The 13,688-nt window shown below is 63.3% G+C and carries 14 protein-coding genes; 5 read left to right on the top strand and 9 right to left on the bottom strand.

The genetic code is table 11. The features are described from left to right. Window positions 1–2 precede the first annotated feature (2 nt). The gene (locus tag RUGAMON1_RS04000; RefSeq protein ID WP_445229287.1) at window positions 3–641 is read right to left on the bottom strand and encodes a hypothetical protein; all 639 of its coding nucleotides are present in this window, start codon (window positions 639–641) and stop codon (window positions 3–5) included. Continuing rightward, entirely contained in the window at window positions 638–1,675 is a 1,038-nt protein-coding gene (locus tag RUGAMON1_RS03995; protein WP_445229286.1) for a 5'/3'-nucleotidase SurE, read from the bottom strand. Before RUGAMON1_RS03995 ends, RUGAMON1_RS04000 begins: the two co-directional genes overlap by 4 nt. Window positions 1,676–2,000: 325 nt before the next feature. Here RUGAMON1_RS03995 and RUGAMON1_RS03990 point away from each other — a divergent pair, with 325 nt between their 5' ends. Next, window positions 2,001–3,008: a hypothetical protein gene (locus tag RUGAMON1_RS03990; RefSeq protein ID WP_445229285.1), complete on the top strand. Its 1,008-nt coding sequence runs from the start codon at window positions 2,001–2,003 to the stop codon at window positions 3,006–3,008. A gap of 13 nt (window positions 3,009–3,021) precedes the next feature. On the opposite strand, the gene RUGAMON1_RS03985 is transcribed toward RUGAMON1_RS03990, so the two are convergent. The 7 genes from RUGAMON1_RS03985 to RUGAMON1_RS03955 form a co-directional block, all read right to left on the bottom strand. Continuing rightward, window positions 3,022–3,639, bottom strand: a complete 618-nt coding sequence (locus RUGAMON1_RS03985; RefSeq protein WP_445229284.1) for an SEN1982 family lipoprotein — start codon at window positions 3,637–3,639, stop codon at window positions 3,022–3,024. Continuing rightward, the gene (locus RUGAMON1_RS03980) at window positions 3,636–4,823 is read right to left on the bottom strand and encodes a cytochrome-c peroxidase (protein ID WP_445229283.1); all 1,188 of its coding nucleotides are present in this window, start codon (window positions 4,821–4,823) and stop codon (window positions 3,636–3,638) included. Before RUGAMON1_RS03980 ends, RUGAMON1_RS03985 begins: the two co-directional genes overlap by 4 nt. Beyond that, window positions 4,824–6,977, bottom strand: a complete 2,154-nt coding sequence (locus RUGAMON1_RS03975) for an alkaline phosphatase family protein (protein ID WP_445229282.1) — start codon at window positions 6,975–6,977, stop codon at window positions 4,824–4,826. 30 nt (window positions 6,978–7,007) lie between these two features. Beyond that, window positions 7,008–7,559, bottom strand: coding sequence for a PEPxxWA-CTERM sorting domain-containing protein (locus RUGAMON1_RS03970; RefSeq protein WP_445229281.1), 552 nt, complete (start codon window positions 7,557–7,559; stop codon window positions 7,008–7,010). A 160-nt stretch (window positions 7,560–7,719) separates the two neighbouring features. Further along, window positions 7,720–8,400: a hypothetical protein gene (locus RUGAMON1_RS03965; protein WP_445229280.1), complete on the bottom strand. Its 681-nt coding sequence runs from the start codon at window positions 8,398–8,400 to the stop codon at window positions 7,720–7,722. Window positions 8,401–8,405: 5 nt separating this feature from the next. After that, window positions 8,406–9,170: a MipA/OmpV family protein gene (locus RUGAMON1_RS03960; RefSeq protein WP_445229279.1), complete on the bottom strand. Its 765-nt coding sequence runs from the start codon at window positions 9,168–9,170 to the stop codon at window positions 8,406–8,408. An 18-nt stretch (window positions 9,171–9,188) separates the two neighbouring features. Continuing rightward, a complete protein-coding gene (locus RUGAMON1_RS03955; RefSeq protein ID WP_445229278.1) occupies window positions 9,189–9,767 on the bottom strand; it encodes a porin family protein in 579 nt (192 codons plus the stop codon). Between the two features lie 194 nt (window positions 9,768–9,961). Between RUGAMON1_RS03955 and RUGAMON1_RS03950 the strand changes: the two genes are divergently transcribed. The 4 genes from RUGAMON1_RS03950 (at window position 9,962) to RUGAMON1_RS03935 (ending at window position 13,688) form a co-directional block, all read left to right on the top strand. Further along, a complete protein-coding gene (locus RUGAMON1_RS03950; RefSeq protein WP_116992235.1) occupies window positions 9,962–10,639 on the top strand; it encodes a response regulator in 678 nt (225 codons plus the stop codon). After that, window positions 10,636–11,940: an ATP-binding protein gene (locus RUGAMON1_RS03945; RefSeq protein WP_445229277.1), complete on the top strand. Its 1,305-nt coding sequence runs from the start codon at window positions 10,636–10,638 to the stop codon at window positions 11,938–11,940. The genes RUGAMON1_RS03950 and RUGAMON1_RS03945 overlap by 4 nt, the downstream gene beginning before the upstream one ends. Before the next feature lie 114 nt (window positions 11,941–12,054). Beyond that, on the top strand, window positions 12,055–12,426 hold the full coding sequence (locus RUGAMON1_RS03940) for a BlaI/MecI/CopY family transcriptional regulator (RefSeq protein WP_445229276.1): 372 nt from the start codon (window positions 12,055–12,057) through the stop codon (window positions 12,424–12,426). Continuing rightward, on the top strand, window positions 12,423–13,688 hold the full coding sequence (locus RUGAMON1_RS03935; RefSeq protein WP_445229275.1) for a TonB family protein: 1,266 nt from the start codon (window positions 12,423–12,425) through the stop codon (window positions 13,686–13,688). The genes RUGAMON1_RS03940 and RUGAMON1_RS03935 overlap by 4 nt, the downstream gene beginning before the upstream one ends.

Here is a 13,688-nt window from a genome sequence, read left to right as displayed (position 1 = left end):
GATCAGCGATAAGCCAGCAAGTCCAGCACCGCGCTGCCATTTTCACCGACCAGTTGCAACGCGGCCGGCGCCGTGTCGGTCGATGCCAGCGCCAGGCCTTTGTAGCTGCCTTCGGCGGAGCTGCCGCAACCGCTGGCGGTCAACGTCAGCGCCGCCGCGCCGCCGTAGGTGGCGGTGAAGTCCACCTTGCCGGACAGTTTGCAGTCGCTGCTGCCCGCGCTGATAGCGCCGTCGGAAGCCACCGTGAACAGCGCAGGCTTGCCGCCGACGAGCACCTGGTAGCTGCCGGCCGTGTTGGCGGGGGTTAGCGCGTTCAGCACCACCGCCTGGGTGCGGTCGTAGGCCAGCGTCACCATGCCGCTGCTGGCCACCGGCACACGGCGGCCTTTGCTGCCATCCACCACATGCACCACCGTGGCGGCGCCGTCGCCATCGGCCGACAACAGCACGTAGCCTTTGCCGTCCTTGTTGATATAGATGCTGGCGCCGGACACCGTATCGCCATTGGCATAACCTTGCAGCGCGCCCTCTCCCAGCACCGGCACGCTGCTGGTCGGCGGCGGCTCGTTGTTGGTCGAGCCATTGCAGCCCGCCAGGCCCGCAACCACGGCCAGCAAGGCCGCCTTCATCGAATTGTTCATTGCGCGATCCCGTTCAACTTGATCTTCATCGCGTCCTCAAAGGCACGGCGGGCTTGCGGCACGCCTTCGACCGGAGAAATCGTCACCGCCGTTTTCGTGACAATCACATTGTCTTCCGACGTTGCGGCGGCATCCTTGGGCAGCGTTACGCCGCTCGGCAGCACGGTGCCGCCGGTGGCCAGGCTGATGCCCGGCACAGGGAAGTTGACGCCGGAAGCCACGGCCAGCGGGCTGTCCGACAGCTTCTCGTAGAACGCCGGCAGGTAGCTGCTGGCCTTGCCGATGCGGGTGAAGCGGTACGGCAGCGCCGCGCCGGCGCCGGCGCCGAAGTCCGGCACGTTGACGTTCAGGCCCACGCCGTCCGGCATCAACAGACCGCCGGCCTTGGCCTTGTTGGCGATCAGCGTATCCACCAGCTTGACGACGATGCCGGCCACTTCATACACGCGATGCGACGCCGGCAGCGCGGCGCTCCAGGTGACCTGGGTGGTGGTGGCGTCGCTGACGGCCATTGCCGGCAAGCCGCGGTTGATCATGTAGATCAGGTTATTGAACGTGCCGCTGCTGGCGTTGATCGCGCCGGTGTTATTGCCTTCATTGGGACCGGAGATCACCAGGTCGGGCGCACCGCCCCACTTCTTCCTGGCCAGTACGTCGATGCCGTACAGGCAGGCCGCAACCGGCGTGCCGTTGACATAGGAGACATCGGCATCGCTGGTGTCGACGCCGACACCGGGAGCGCCGGCGGCCAGGCCAAGCGCCAGCGCGCCGCGTTCCTTGCCGGTCAGCGCGCCGATCGGGGTCAGAAAGGCGATGTAGCCGCCACGGCCCGATTGATTGTCGATAGGCGCCGCCACCGCCACGCTATGCCCAGCGGCGATCAGCTTCGACTTCAGCGCGCGCAGGTTGGCGGCGGTGATGCCGTCGTCATTGCAAAGCAGGATGTTCAGCGCGGAAGCCGGCGCGGCAGGCAAGGCAAAGACGCCGCACAAGGCGATAGCGCGCGCGGCGCTGTTGAAGCGGGAGGATGGCATGGCACTTCCTGTCGAATGAATAAGAACGCGGAAGTGTATTGATGCCGTGTTACGACAACGTGACATGAGTTCCCTCCACGCCGATACCAACTATAACGGCGGAGGCAAGCCTGGCAAACCTCGCATCAGACGCCAGGGTAGTTCCAGCAACGCGAATTCACTTGGGCAAGCTCATGCGTGAGCCCGCGCCACTTTTTTCTCCCACCTGCGCCAGATCAAGAAATGTCCAATCGTACGCCGAGTCCCAAAGCGTAGACTTTACTCGTCAGGGCTGATGGCCTTCTGCCCTCAATCCGCCGTCTCCTCCAGAGGGAAAGACGAAAAAATGAAAAAACTATCTATTCTCATCATCGCCGTCGCATGCAGCACCGCATCTGCACAAGACTGCGAAAGCATCATTGTCTTCGCCAAGAAATCCACGCTCACTGTGGCGGACAGCGGCGCATTCGATCAGGAGGCGGCGAACTTCTGCAATGCTTATAGCAGGGGTGTCAGCTCGACTTCGGACACAAATTTTGGTGCAAGTTACAAATTTTTATCCGCCTCTTTCGGCCAGGATAACGCTTCGACCGAAACAATTGCCAGCAAAGTATGCTCCGCCTCCAACCGCTCCCAGGCCAACCAGTACGCCTATCGTCAATACGTTGATGAGATTGCTCCAGGAGCATTCAATGCTTACCAAGCGTGTGTGAACGCAAAAGACAGTCTGCAATTCAAAGTCGATATCGCATCACTGCTACCGGAAGAATTCAGCATTTCGGCGCATTTCAGGCCAGGAGTTCCAAGAGCCACCGCACAATTGAAGCATACCGAATCCCAAGGTATCAGTTGTCAGTGGGACGGCACCTCCAGAAATGGCATTGTGCTCACCGGCGGTGAATCCACGTCACTGCACTGCCGCAGAAAGGACCGCACTCAGCAGGGTTATGTAAAAGTCATCAACTCGGCCGGACCGGAAGCGTTGACCATCCCCTGGAAGCGATATGACAAAGATGGAAATGCCATCGACACAATCGCCGCCTTATCGGCCAATCTAGCTGCACTCAAGTCGACCGTCCTGGCGCTGGAGGCAAATTCCGCGAAAAATCAGACGCAAACAGCCAACAACACCAACGGCATTGCCGAACTCTTCAAAGGTACACAATTGATAATGCAACCAACTAACCAGTGCCCTCCCGGATGGGTGTTCGTGACCAATCTATTTCTGGGTGTAGATCCTACCACCACAGTGGCCGTGGGAAATGCAGGCATCCAGCCCGGCGGCGGTGGACCTGGCCTAGCAATGGTTGGCCCCTGGCCTGGATATCATCCGGGGTTGTGCAAACGAACTTGAGAAAATCTTCCGCTCATTCCGATGGCTTTACGCCTACCCACTGACCGCGCGCCAGGCGCAGGTGCTGCTTTATCTGCATCTGGCCCTCACCCTTCATGATGTGGGCGATCATCGGGAACACCTGCTGCGCGGCCGGCTCGTGCATCCACGGCGCGGCGGCGAACTTGTAGGTGTAGCTGGCCGTTCCGGTCACGGCATCCCACGCGACCACTTTCGCCAGACTCAGTTTGCCGACGCAGAAATCGCCGGTGCGCGCGATCTTCTCGCCGGTCGGCGCGACAGTGCTGGTGTCGCGCTTCAGGTAGAATTTCTTTCCCGCCTCGGTCAGGCTGTAACGCTGCACCGGCACCTCCCGCTCGACGCCTTCGGCATTGCGGCGCACGACCGTTCCGCTTACCGCCTCCGCCAACCCGAGCTGCGCCAGCACCGGCAGCTGCACCGCATCGCGGCTGCCCGCCTCGGCATCGCCCGCAGCTACGTCGATGGGCCAGTCGAACTTGCCGACGCAAACGTCGCCTTGCTGCGCCAGGTATTTGACCAGGCCCGCCGCCAGCGCCTTGTTGCTGGGCTGCGGCGCGGCGTGCGCGGCGTGCGTGAAAGCAGCTGCTGCAACGATCAGAATCATCTTCATTTTTTTACCACCAGGTCGTTATCGGTCAGCGTGTTGAGGAAGGCTTCCAGGTCCTGCATTTCCTGCTCGGTCATCGGCGGCTCGCTGCCGCGCTTGCGGCCATCGAGCGGCATCTGCCGATCCAGGTTGGCGCGGTAGCGCTTGGGCAGGTCGTTATACTTTTGCACCTCGCCTTTGACGGTCGGATACCAGCGCTCAGGATTGGTGTCGCGCGTGTTGTAGAAGCGGATCACGTCCTTCAGCGTTTTCAACGCACCGTTGTGGAAGAAGGCCGAGCGCGTGGCGACGTTGCGCAGCGTCGGCGTCTTGAACATGCCGCAGTACTTGCCGCTGGCCGGACGCGGATGGTCGGGACGGTCGCAGATGCCCAGGTCGAAATAAGCGCCCTTCGTATTGGCCGGGATGTCCTTGTTGCGGGGGACGCCTATCGCCGCGTAGGTAAAGTCGGTGAACAGCTTGACGCTGCCGTTCAGGCCCGCGCCGTTGTAGTGGCACGCAAAGCAGTTGCCCTTGTTTGGATCGCTGTAGACGGCGAAGCCACGCATCTCCTGCGCCGTCAGGTCGCCGCCGATCTTGTTGCTGGAGTACAGATCGTACTTGCTGCTGTAGGGGTGGAAGCTGTTGTCCTCCAGCTGGTACGCCTGCAGCGCCTCCAGCGCGTGCTGGAAAGCCGTCTTGTCGTTCCTGAACACGTCCTGACCATACGCCTGGCGGAACTGCTCCGCGTAGGCCGAGGCGCGCAGCTTGCGCACCACGTCGGCAGCGTTCTTGTTCGCCATTTCATGCTTCGCCAGCAGCGGTATGCGCGCCTGCTCGGCCAGCGTGGCGGCGCGGCCGTCTTGCGTGTGCCCGCCGCCGGGTCCCGGCGTGCTGATGCCGTCCGGGTTGTCCAACATATCCTCATACGGCGGCGTGTATTCCTGATAGCGCAGCGACGGCGTCGCGCGCACACCGGCCGTGGTCAGCCTGGCGCCGCCCAGCTGCACCGCCAGCTTGTTCGGCGGCGCATGGGCGCTCGCCGGGTCATGGCAGGTGGCGCAGGACATCTTACCGGAGCCCGACAGGGTTTGATCGAAAAACATCTGCTTGCCGATGTCGGCGGCGGCGCTCAACGGCGCCACCGCCGGCGCAGCGACGGCTTGCGCCGCCGCCACGCTGAGCACAAATATCAGTGCCAGTCTCATTTACTTGAGCGCCCAGCCGTTACGCTGATCGCCGTCCGGGCCGACCTGCTTGATGGTTGGGTAGCCGTTCTTCTGCACGTAGCCGGCCGGGATCACATACGAGTGATTCATCGGACGCACCGCATCGAAGTGCGCATCGGCGCTGCCTGCGTATTCCGGCAGGTTCAGGATGTTCGATACGATGAACTTCTGGCTGTACTTGGAGCGGTTCATGTACGACCAGTCATCCGCAGGATCGGCCAGCTGGAACATGTCCTGCAAGGTGCGCACCAGCGAGATGTGGCTGTAGGCGTCGCTGTCGACCACGCCCTTCGGCGCGCCCGGCTGGTTGTTCAATACGCCGAAGATGCTGGTGCCGTGGCCCTTGTTGCCCTGCTTGTAGTTGGTGATCGTTTCCACAGACACGCTGCCGTCCGCGTTGCGCACCAACGGACCGAGTGCCGCCGGCGTGCCGCTGGTGTTCCAGCCGCAGCAGGAATTGAAGCCGCTGGTGGCCGTGCCTTCGTCGAACATCATGACGATGGCGACGCGCTTTTGCGGGTTGTTCCACAGCGGCGAAGCCTGGATCTTCTTGATCAGGTAATCCGTGTACTTATCGCCGCGATAGATCAGCGGATTGCCGGAGCAGTCGCTGGCCGCCTTGGTGGTGCTGCTGCCAGGCAGGGTACCAACCAGCGTCACGCCGTGCATGTCGTCGCACTGGTCCGGTTCCAGGATGTTGATCTGGCCGACGTCGCCGCTTTGCAGGTCGTCGCCGAACTGGTCGGCATTCCAGCCGGTCGGCGCGATCGCCGCCAGCGCAGCATCCCATTGGCCGCCGCCCAGCGTGCGGTTATTTTGCAGGAACTCCGGCGAGCTGCGCACGTTCTGGAAGAACACGCTGCCATTGTGCTTGGCCGCGTACAGCGCGCCGGCCAGGCGTACTTGCAGGCCCGGCGTGCCGATGGCGCCAACCGGCTCGCCGGCCGTGTACAGATTGTCGGGTGCGACGATGGCGGCGTTTGCGGTGCCGTCTTTGCGCCAGTCGGCGCCTGGATTTTTTGACTCGCTGTAGACGCGCCAGCTCATGCCCTTGCTGGTCAAGGCGTTGAACAGATTAGGCTTGCCCTTGATATTGTGGTTGGTGGCGTTGGTGCAGGCATTCACGCCTGGCGGCAGCGGCAGGTCTTCAATCGCGTTGGCGGCGGCGGTGCCGTTCGGGTAGCAGTTGAAGGCGCTGTCGTCGGTGATGCCGAAGTCGTCGCCCGATGCGAAGGCCAGGCGATTTGGTTCGCTGGGATTGCCGGTGGCGTAGTAGCTGGTGAACTGATTGCCGGCGTTGAGGTAGGCATTGATGCGCGGCGCGTAGACCGAGTTCTTGATCGACGAAGTGGCCTTGTTTTCCAGGACGATCATGAACACGTGATCGTAGCGGGGAATGCCTTCCAGGTTCATCGCGGCCTGCTGCGCTTCCTTCATCGTGATCGCAGGGCCAGTGGCGCCAGGGTCCGTAGCCAGTGCGGCTGGCGATACGTCATGGCGATCCACCATCTTGGCGGCGAAGGCGAAACGGTTGCTGAGGATGACGGACTCCTTCAGCAGGTCGGCGCCGGCGGCGGTCATGTCGGCCAGCACGGCGTCGGACGAAACGTTCAGGCGCGTGGCCAGGTTGTTCTTGGCCGATTCAAAACTGATATGGTCCTCTTCCATCATGCGCACCGCTTCGGTGGTCAGCGGCGAGATCGCGACCTTGGCCGGCACCAGTGGGTTGACCAGCGCCGCCGTTACCTGGTCGGCGGCGGCGCGCAGCACCATGCGCTGGGTGACGGCGTGGCCGCCGTTGATCGAGGAGGTCGACACTTCGGCCACCAGTGCGCCGGGCGTGCGGGTGGCCAGCAGGAAGCTGCCGTCGGCCTTGCTCAGGGTGCTGGCTTCGCCGGCGTCGCAGACGCCGTTGTCGTTGGCGTCGATGCATACTTTGACCGACTGGAACACCGAGGCGACGGTGCTGGAGGCGGCGCTGGCGCTCGGCGAGTTGGCGATGACCGGCGGCGTGAACCAGGTGCCGGAAACGACGCCGCGCACAGTGACAGGCGCGGTGGCGGCTTGGGCTGGCATCGACAGTGCCAGCACGGCGCCGGCGACGGCGCTCGAAATCAGGGTAGTTTTTAGCATGTGTATGCTCTCGTCAGTGGGATGGCGGCATCAAGCCTGGCGACGGCGGCGGGCGGCGGCGCCCATCAGACCCAGGCCGGCGATCAGCATGGCGGCGCTGGCCGGCTCCGGCACCGGCGCGGCGACCAGCGACCAGCTGGCGTTCCGGGTCGGCTGGTCGAACGCCAGGTCGGTGCAGTTGCCGTTGCAATTGAGCGCATAGGCCTGGTTGCCGATCAGCGCATCGCTGCTGGTGACGTAGTAGAAGTAGTTGTTGACGTTGGCGAAGTCGGTCTGCGGATTCGCATCGGCGAAGATGAAGTTGTTCTTGCCGGCGTTGGTGGAAACGACGGCGCCCGCTGCGCTGTTCCAGTCATGGGTGGCGGCATCCCACGACGCGCCGACCAGGGAACCGGTGAAATCGGTGCCGAGGAAGTTGACGTGTACATTGGTGACGTTCTCCACCAGGTCGCCGTTCAGATGGCCAGACAGCGAACCGGTGATGGCGGAGCCGTCGCCGAAGGCGTAGGAGAAGGTGAAATTTTCAGCGTGCGCGGATGCGAACGCCGCCAGCAGGATGGCTGCGAAGCAGATTTTTTTCATAGTGGCTACCCGGTGTGAACAACGAAGGAAGAAGCGTGGCGCTTCTGTTTGGAGCAATCGCCGGTATGATGTATTTCTTTTATGACGCCACCGTGACATGCAGACAACGTTCGGTGTCAGATTTGTCACGCAATGTATCAAGCCGCCCGCAGTCCTGGGCTCACTCGAGTAGCGCGGCGATCGCCAGCGGCGTGCTGCTGGTGACGATCTGTCCCGCCTCCGGCAGCGCCGCGAAGCGATAAGCGAATACCCTGAACGTGGCGACGACATCGCCCGTGAAGGCCGGCCCCTCTTTCGCGGCCAGCATGGTGACGGCGCCGCCGGCAGCATGAAACTGCACCTGCGAACTGTCGTTCTTCGGATACGAGAACTGCACGCCAGCGCAGCTTTTACCGGCGGCCTCGCCGGAATAGCGCAGGTAGGCCAGCAATTGATCGCAGGCGGTGCGCAGATCGGCGGCCGCGTAGACGCCATCCGGCCGCGTCACAATCGACACCCAGGCGCCGGACTTGAGCAGCCCCGCCTTGCGGTTCATCGTCAGCTCCGCGTTGTCGTCATACGCCGCTTTGGAAAACGGGAACACGGCGCGCCCCAGCGCATCGAGCGGCAACGCCAAATGCGTGGCCTTGCTGTTGAGTGTCAGCCGCAAGCCGTCCATGGACACGCTCTTGTCGCGCGGGCGGATCCGGAAATGATTCTGCAAAAACTGTTTGGGCTTGCCATATTTCTCGAACCAGATCATCTGGCGATAGGCGTCCCGATACTCGACCCAGTCGGAGTCCTCCTGCGCGCTGGCGAATGCCGGCAGCAGGGCAAGACAGAGCAGGAGGAGTTTGAACATGCCGTTTAAAACCGGTAAGCCAGTCCGCTGGACCAGGTGATGAAATTGCGGCGATCGACGAACGGCGCGCCGGCCGGCCCGCTGCCCAGCCGCGTACCCGTCACCGAACTGTTGACCAGCCACTTGCTGCTCAGGGCCCAGTTCCAGTTGACGCCCGCGCTCACCGCCATCACGCCGGCGGAAGGACGGTAGTCGCGCACGCCGCCGGTGGCGGTGCTCACTTCGTACAGCTCACGCATCACCGGATCGCTGGCCAGCGAAACGCCGGTCGACAACGTCACTGTGTTGTGCGGCGCCGGCGAAGGCAAGGTTTTCTGCATCCCGACATGGCCACGGAAACCACGCGCGCTGGTGTCGTAAATCAGGTTCGACGTCACGCGCGCCCCGTCGCCCAGGTAGTAGTTAAAGAAGCCGCCGGCATCCAGCGTGCCCCTGACCGGATGCGTGCCGCGCAAGCGCCAGTCGTCGCCCGGATTGCGCGAATTGCTGTCAGTGATCAGCGGCCCATATTCCACGCCCGCCGTTTCAGACAGGTGCATGCCAACCACCCCATTGGCCGATGCGAATATGCCGTTGCTCCACTGGACCTGGAATAGCGGCCGCAGTATCATCGGGCGCTTCTCGCCGTCCGCCGCCGCCGTCCTGGTGGTGAAGGCCACCCCCGCATACATGTCCTTGCTCCCATCGGGCATCATCAACTCGGTGGTGTTTTCGGCCAGCGCCGGACCGCACGCGGCCAGCATCAAAAATAACGGGGATAGCTTACTCATGTACTCCTTCTGTTTTATTTAGAAACCGAAACGCACGCCCAGGGCGAGACGATCCGTTTTGGCGGTAAAGCCCTCGTGTCCCAGTTTTCCGGTGTGTTCAAATTCCAGCTGCAGCGCCACGTCCTTGCTGACCAGGTAGGAAGCGCCCACGCTGAGGTACAAGCCGGTCTTGTGCACCGACTCGCCCGGCGGCGCATTTTTCCCGCTGATATCCAACTTCATGCGGCCCTGCCCGAGACCTGCCTTACCGAACAAAGCCCAGTTGTCGCTCAGCTGCCATGTGCCCCGCGCCGCCAGGTAGGCCGTGCTGACCTTGGTCTTGAGCTGGTAGCCGGGGTTCAGATCGAAGGCGGTCGAACCGCCGTCGGTGCGATAGCCGGCTTCCAGCGCCCACACCGGCGACAGATCATAGCCCGCAAACACGCCCAGCGGCGTCGCCCTCTTGACCGCGCCGTGCTCCGTCGTCACGCCGTTCTCGATAAAATTAACGTGGCCGTCGGTTCGGCCGCTGACATTGGCGCCGACATACACACCTTCGGCATGCGCCAGCGAGCTTGCGGCGAGGACGATCAGGGCGCTGCATACGATTTTTTTCATGTTCGGATTCCAGGTTGAAGTAGGAGCCTCCAATGTTAGGCACCCTTCGCCGCGAAATCCGCCTCGGTCTGTCCTTGAATTGTCCTCAATTTGTAGGCGGCATTTGTATAAAAAGTGTACGAATGTGTACCCGATTGTCGAAAATGCCACTTGCGCGCCGCGCTCCACTACAATAGCCCCGAAATGGAGGTGCGATGCAGCGTGTAATGCTGGTGGAAGACGATGCGCGGCTCGCCGCGCTGGTCAAGGAATACCTGGACGAATACGATTACGCCGTCGACGTGGTGACACGTGGCGACCGCGCGCTCGACCACTTCCGCGATACCCAGCCGGACCTGGTGATACTCGACCTGACCCTGCCCGGCGTCGACGGCCTGGTGGTGTGCCGCCAGCTGCGCCAGCTGAGCGCCGTGCCGATCCTGATACTGACTGCGCGCGAAGACAGCTTCGACGAGGTCTCCGGCCTCGAACAAGGCGCCGACGACTACGTCAACAAACCGGTGCAGCCGCGCGTGCTGCTGGCGCGACTGCGCGCGCTGCAACGGCGTGGCAGCGGCGCCGCCAACAACGACATCGTCATCGGCCAGCTGCGCATCTCGCGCGAGAACCGCGCCGTCTACTGGCGCGGCGAGGAAGTGGCGATGAACAGCGCGGAGTTCAAGCTGTTCGTGATCCTGGCCGACGCCTCGGGCAAGGTCATGTCGCGCAACGACATCCTGGTCAAGATGCGCGGCATCGAATTCGATGGCCTCGATCGCAGCATCGACAACTGCATCTCGCGCCTGCGCCGCAAGTTCGGCGACGGCGGCGCGGAACGCATCAAAACCGTCTGGGGCGAAGGCTATCTGTTCAGCCCCTCGGCCTGGGAATGAATCGTCTCTTCTGGCGCTTTGCACTACTGGTGATGCTGGCCATCACGCTGGCGACCTGCGCGATCTACTTCACCTTCAGCCGCCTGTTCGGCGATCCGCTGGAGGAGATCGCGCGCCGCCAGGCGGCCGGCCAGATCTTCCTGCTGGAGCAGTACATCGACAAGGCCCCCAGCGACGAGTGGCTGCCGCGCCTGAACAAGGTGCGCGAAGTATCCGAAGCCACGCTGGAACTGCAACCGCTGCCAACGGCGCTGGCGGCGCTGCCCTCCTCCAAACGCGAGCAGCTGCTGCAAGGCGCGGTGGTCATCGACGTCGGCGGCAAGGCGTTCTACCGCCGCGTCGACACCACCGGCGCGCGCTACGTCGGCAGCAACGACGACGTGATCCACGCGCAACGCCTGCCGATCGACATCGGCCTGGCGCTGGGCATGGAAGCCATCCGCTTCGGCGTGATCGCGCTGTTCCTGCTGGTGCCGATAGGCTGGTGGACGCGCCGGCACTGGCGCGGTTTGCTGGCGCTGTCGAAGGTGGCTGACGATTTCGGCCAGGGCAATCTGGCGGCGCGGGCCGAGGTGCGCTCGGCATCGAGCATAGCGCCGCTGGCTGGCCGCATCAACGACATGGCCGAGCGTATCGGCCTGCTGATGGAAGCGCACAAGAACCTGCTGCGTTCCGTATCGCACGAGCTGCGCACGCCGATCGCGCGGCTGGAGTTCGGCCTGGAGCTGCTGCGCGAGCGCCACGCGGCCGAAGACCCGTCGCTGCAAAAACGCATCATGGCGATGGAGACCGATGTCGACGAATTGAAAACCCTGGTCAACGAACTGCTTGGCCTGACGCAGCTCGACCAGGCGCAGCCCATGCCGCGCCAGCCGTTCGCGCTGGCGCCGTTGTTGCAAGGTTGCGCCCCCCCGCAGCAGTCGGCGCCGGGGCAACGGTTCAGCACCAGCATTGCCGGCGATTTGGGGGAACTGCACGGCGACGCCCGCCTGCTGGCGCGCGCCATCAACAACCTGCTGGGTAACGCCGCCAAGTACGCGGCCACACGCATCGTGCTGTCGGCCGAACGCGATGGCGCCGCCGTGCGCATCACGGTGGAAGACGACGGCCCCGGCATCCCGCCTGAAGCGCGTGAGCGCGTGTTCGAACCATTCTACCGGCTGGCCCGCGAACAGGACTACGCCGCCAGCGGCTACGGCCTGGGTCTCGCCATCACCGCCAAAGCCGTTCAACTGCACGGCGGCGCCATCGCCATCGACGATTCGCCGCTGGGCGGCGCCCGCATCACCATCACTTTGTAGACAGCTCTGTCTATGCAAAGCAACACGCTGTGGCCGCGCCAAAAATTGAAGTATACATTTTTGTCTAGACAGACTAATCTACAAATACTTTAGCAAGCCGACAAGAGACACGCCATGAGCATACCCAAACCGACCGCCGCCGAACTCGATCTGCTGCAAGCCCTGTGGCCACTCGGCTCGGCCACCGCCAAGCAGGTGCACGAGGCCATGCTGGAAGAGAAGCCGGACCTGGCCTACGGCACCGTGCTGCGCCTGATGCAGATCATGCACACCAAGGGCATCCTGATCCGCGACGAAAGCCAGCGCTCGCACATCTACGCGCCGGCGCAGGCGCAGGACGCGCTGCAAACCAATCTGCTGAAGGACCTGATGCAAAAGGCGTTCGCCGGCTCGGCCAAGGCGCTGGTGCTGGCGGCGCTGCGCTCCGGCATCTCGAAGAAAGAGCGCGACGAGATCGAGAAAATCCTCAAGGATGAAAAGAAATGAGCGCCTTCATTTTCGCGCTCGGCCTGACGCTGATGCACTTCCTGTGGCAAGGCCTGCTGCTGGGCTGCGCCACCGCCATCGCCCTGGCGCTGCTGCGCAATAGCCGCGCCGAATACCGCTACCTGGTGGCCTGCTCGGCGCTGCTCGCCTGCCTGTGCTGGCCGGCGGCCGAGCTGTATCAACGCCTGAACGGCCACGCCGACACCTCCGTCATGATCGGCGCTGGCGTGCTGCGCCTGGCCACTCAGAATATCGTCGGCAGCGAACCTTTCGATCTGCGCGACTCGCTGCGCAGCATCGTCAGCCTTTGGGCACTATGCGCCATTGTGCTGTCGCTGCGCATGGTCCTCGGCCTGCTGTGGATAGACCGCGCCGCCAAACAGTGCGATTGCAACCACCGCCAGGACCAGTTGCGCTGGGAGGCCAGCCTGGCCCGTCTGGCGACGCGCTTCGGCGTCGACCGCAACGTGCGGCTGCGCATCGTCGACACCATCGCCAGCCCGCTCACCGCCGGCTGGTGGCGCCCGGTGGTGCTGCTACCGGCCGCGCTGGTGGCGGGCATGCCGCCCGACCTGCTGGAAGCGCTGCTGGCGCACGAAATGGCGCACATCAAACGTCACGATTACCTGATTAACCTGCTGCAGAACGTCATCGAAACGCTGCTGTTCTACCACCCTGCCGTCTGGTGGATCTCGAACCGCATCCGCACCGAGCGCGAACTGATGGCGGACCATTTCGCAGCAAGGCAGCTCGGCGAACCGCGGCGTCTGGCCCTTGCACTTTCGGAGCTGGAGCGTCTCCAGTTCTCAACTCACCACCTGGCCCAAGCGGCCAATGGAGGAAATTTGATGGACCGTATTCAACGTTTGTGCCGCCCTGCACCGCGGGCCTTGAACTGGAAAGCCGCCGTGCCGATGCTCGGACTGGCGCTGGCCTGCATGTCGATCTACGCGGAGGCGGTGGCCGCCGACAAGGCCGCAGCCAAGACGGTGCACGCCCTGGCCGACTTCAACACCTGCGACAAGCCGAAATGGCCGGAAGGCGCCGCTGCGCGGCACGAAACCGGTACCGTGACGCTGAAGTTCCTGGTCGGCGCCGACGGCAAGTTCAAGAAATCGCAGGTGCAGAAATCCAGCGGCCACCCGGACCTGGACGAAGCGGCCCGCGCCGGCATTGAGAAGTGCGGCTTCAAGCCCGCCCTCAGCGCCGGCAAGCCCGTGGAATCGTGGATGCAGATGCAGTACGTCTGGGTGCTGGAGTAA

Source organism: Duganella rhizosphaerae (assembly GCF_040364205.1).
Classification (GTDB): Bacteria; Pseudomonadota; Gammaproteobacteria; order Burkholderiales; family Burkholderiaceae_D; genus Rugamonas; species Rugamonas rhizosphaerae.
This window is presented reverse-complemented; position numbering and strand designations above follow the sequence as displayed.

Excerpts from the sequence above, each read along its gene's own strand:
- RUGAMON1_RS03995 (WP_445229286.1), bottom strand. The coding sequence starts at position 1,675 with ATGCCATCCTCCCGCTTCAACAGCGCCGCGCGCGCTATCGCCTTGTGC.
- RUGAMON1_RS03965 (WP_445229280.1), bottom strand. The coding sequence starts at position 8,400 with ATGTTCAAACTCCTCCTGCTCTGTCTTGCCCTGCTGCCGGCATTCGCC.
- RUGAMON1_RS04000 (WP_445229287.1), bottom strand. The coding sequence starts at position 641 with ATGAACAATTCGATGAAGGCGGCCTTGCTGGCCGTGGTTGCGGGCCTG.
- RUGAMON1_RS03985 (WP_445229284.1), bottom strand. The coding sequence starts at position 3,639 with ATGAAGATGATTCTGATCGTTGCAGCAGCTGCTTTCACGCACGCCGCG.
- RUGAMON1_RS03990 (WP_445229285.1), top strand. The coding sequence starts at position 2,001 with ATGAAAAAACTATCTATTCTCATCATCGCCGTCGCATGCAGCACCGCA.
- RUGAMON1_RS03945 (WP_445229277.1), top strand. The coding sequence starts at position 10,636 with ATGAATCGTCTCTTCTGGCGCTTTGCACTACTGGTGATGCTGGCCATC.
- RUGAMON1_RS03955 (WP_445229278.1), bottom strand. The coding sequence starts at position 9,767 with ATGAAAAAAATCGTATGCAGCGCCCTGATCGTCCTCGCCGCAAGCTCG.
- RUGAMON1_RS03960 (WP_445229279.1), bottom strand. The coding sequence starts at position 9,170 with ATGAGTAAGCTATCCCCGTTATTTTTGATGCTGGCCGCGTGCGGTCCG.
- RUGAMON1_RS03975 (WP_445229282.1), bottom strand. The coding sequence starts at position 6,977 with ATGCTAAAAACTACCCTGATTTCGAGCGCCGTCGCCGGCGCCGTGCTG.
- RUGAMON1_RS03935 (WP_445229275.1), top strand. The coding sequence starts at position 12,423 with ATGAGCGCCTTCATTTTCGCGCTCGGCCTGACGCTGATGCACTTCCTG.
- RUGAMON1_RS03970 (WP_445229281.1), bottom strand. The coding sequence starts at position 7,559 with ATGAAAAAAATCTGCTTCGCAGCCATCCTGCTGGCGGCGTTCGCATCC.
- RUGAMON1_RS03950 (WP_116992235.1), top strand. The coding sequence starts at position 9,962 with ATGCAGCGTGTAATGCTGGTGGAAGACGATGCGCGGCTCGCCGCGCTG.
- RUGAMON1_RS03980 (WP_445229283.1), bottom strand. The coding sequence starts at position 4,823 with ATGAGACTGGCACTGATATTTGTGCTCAGCGTGGCGGCGGCGCAAGCC.
- RUGAMON1_RS03940 (WP_445229276.1), top strand. The coding sequence starts at position 12,055 with ATGAGCATACCCAAACCGACCGCCGCCGAACTCGATCTGCTGCAAGCC.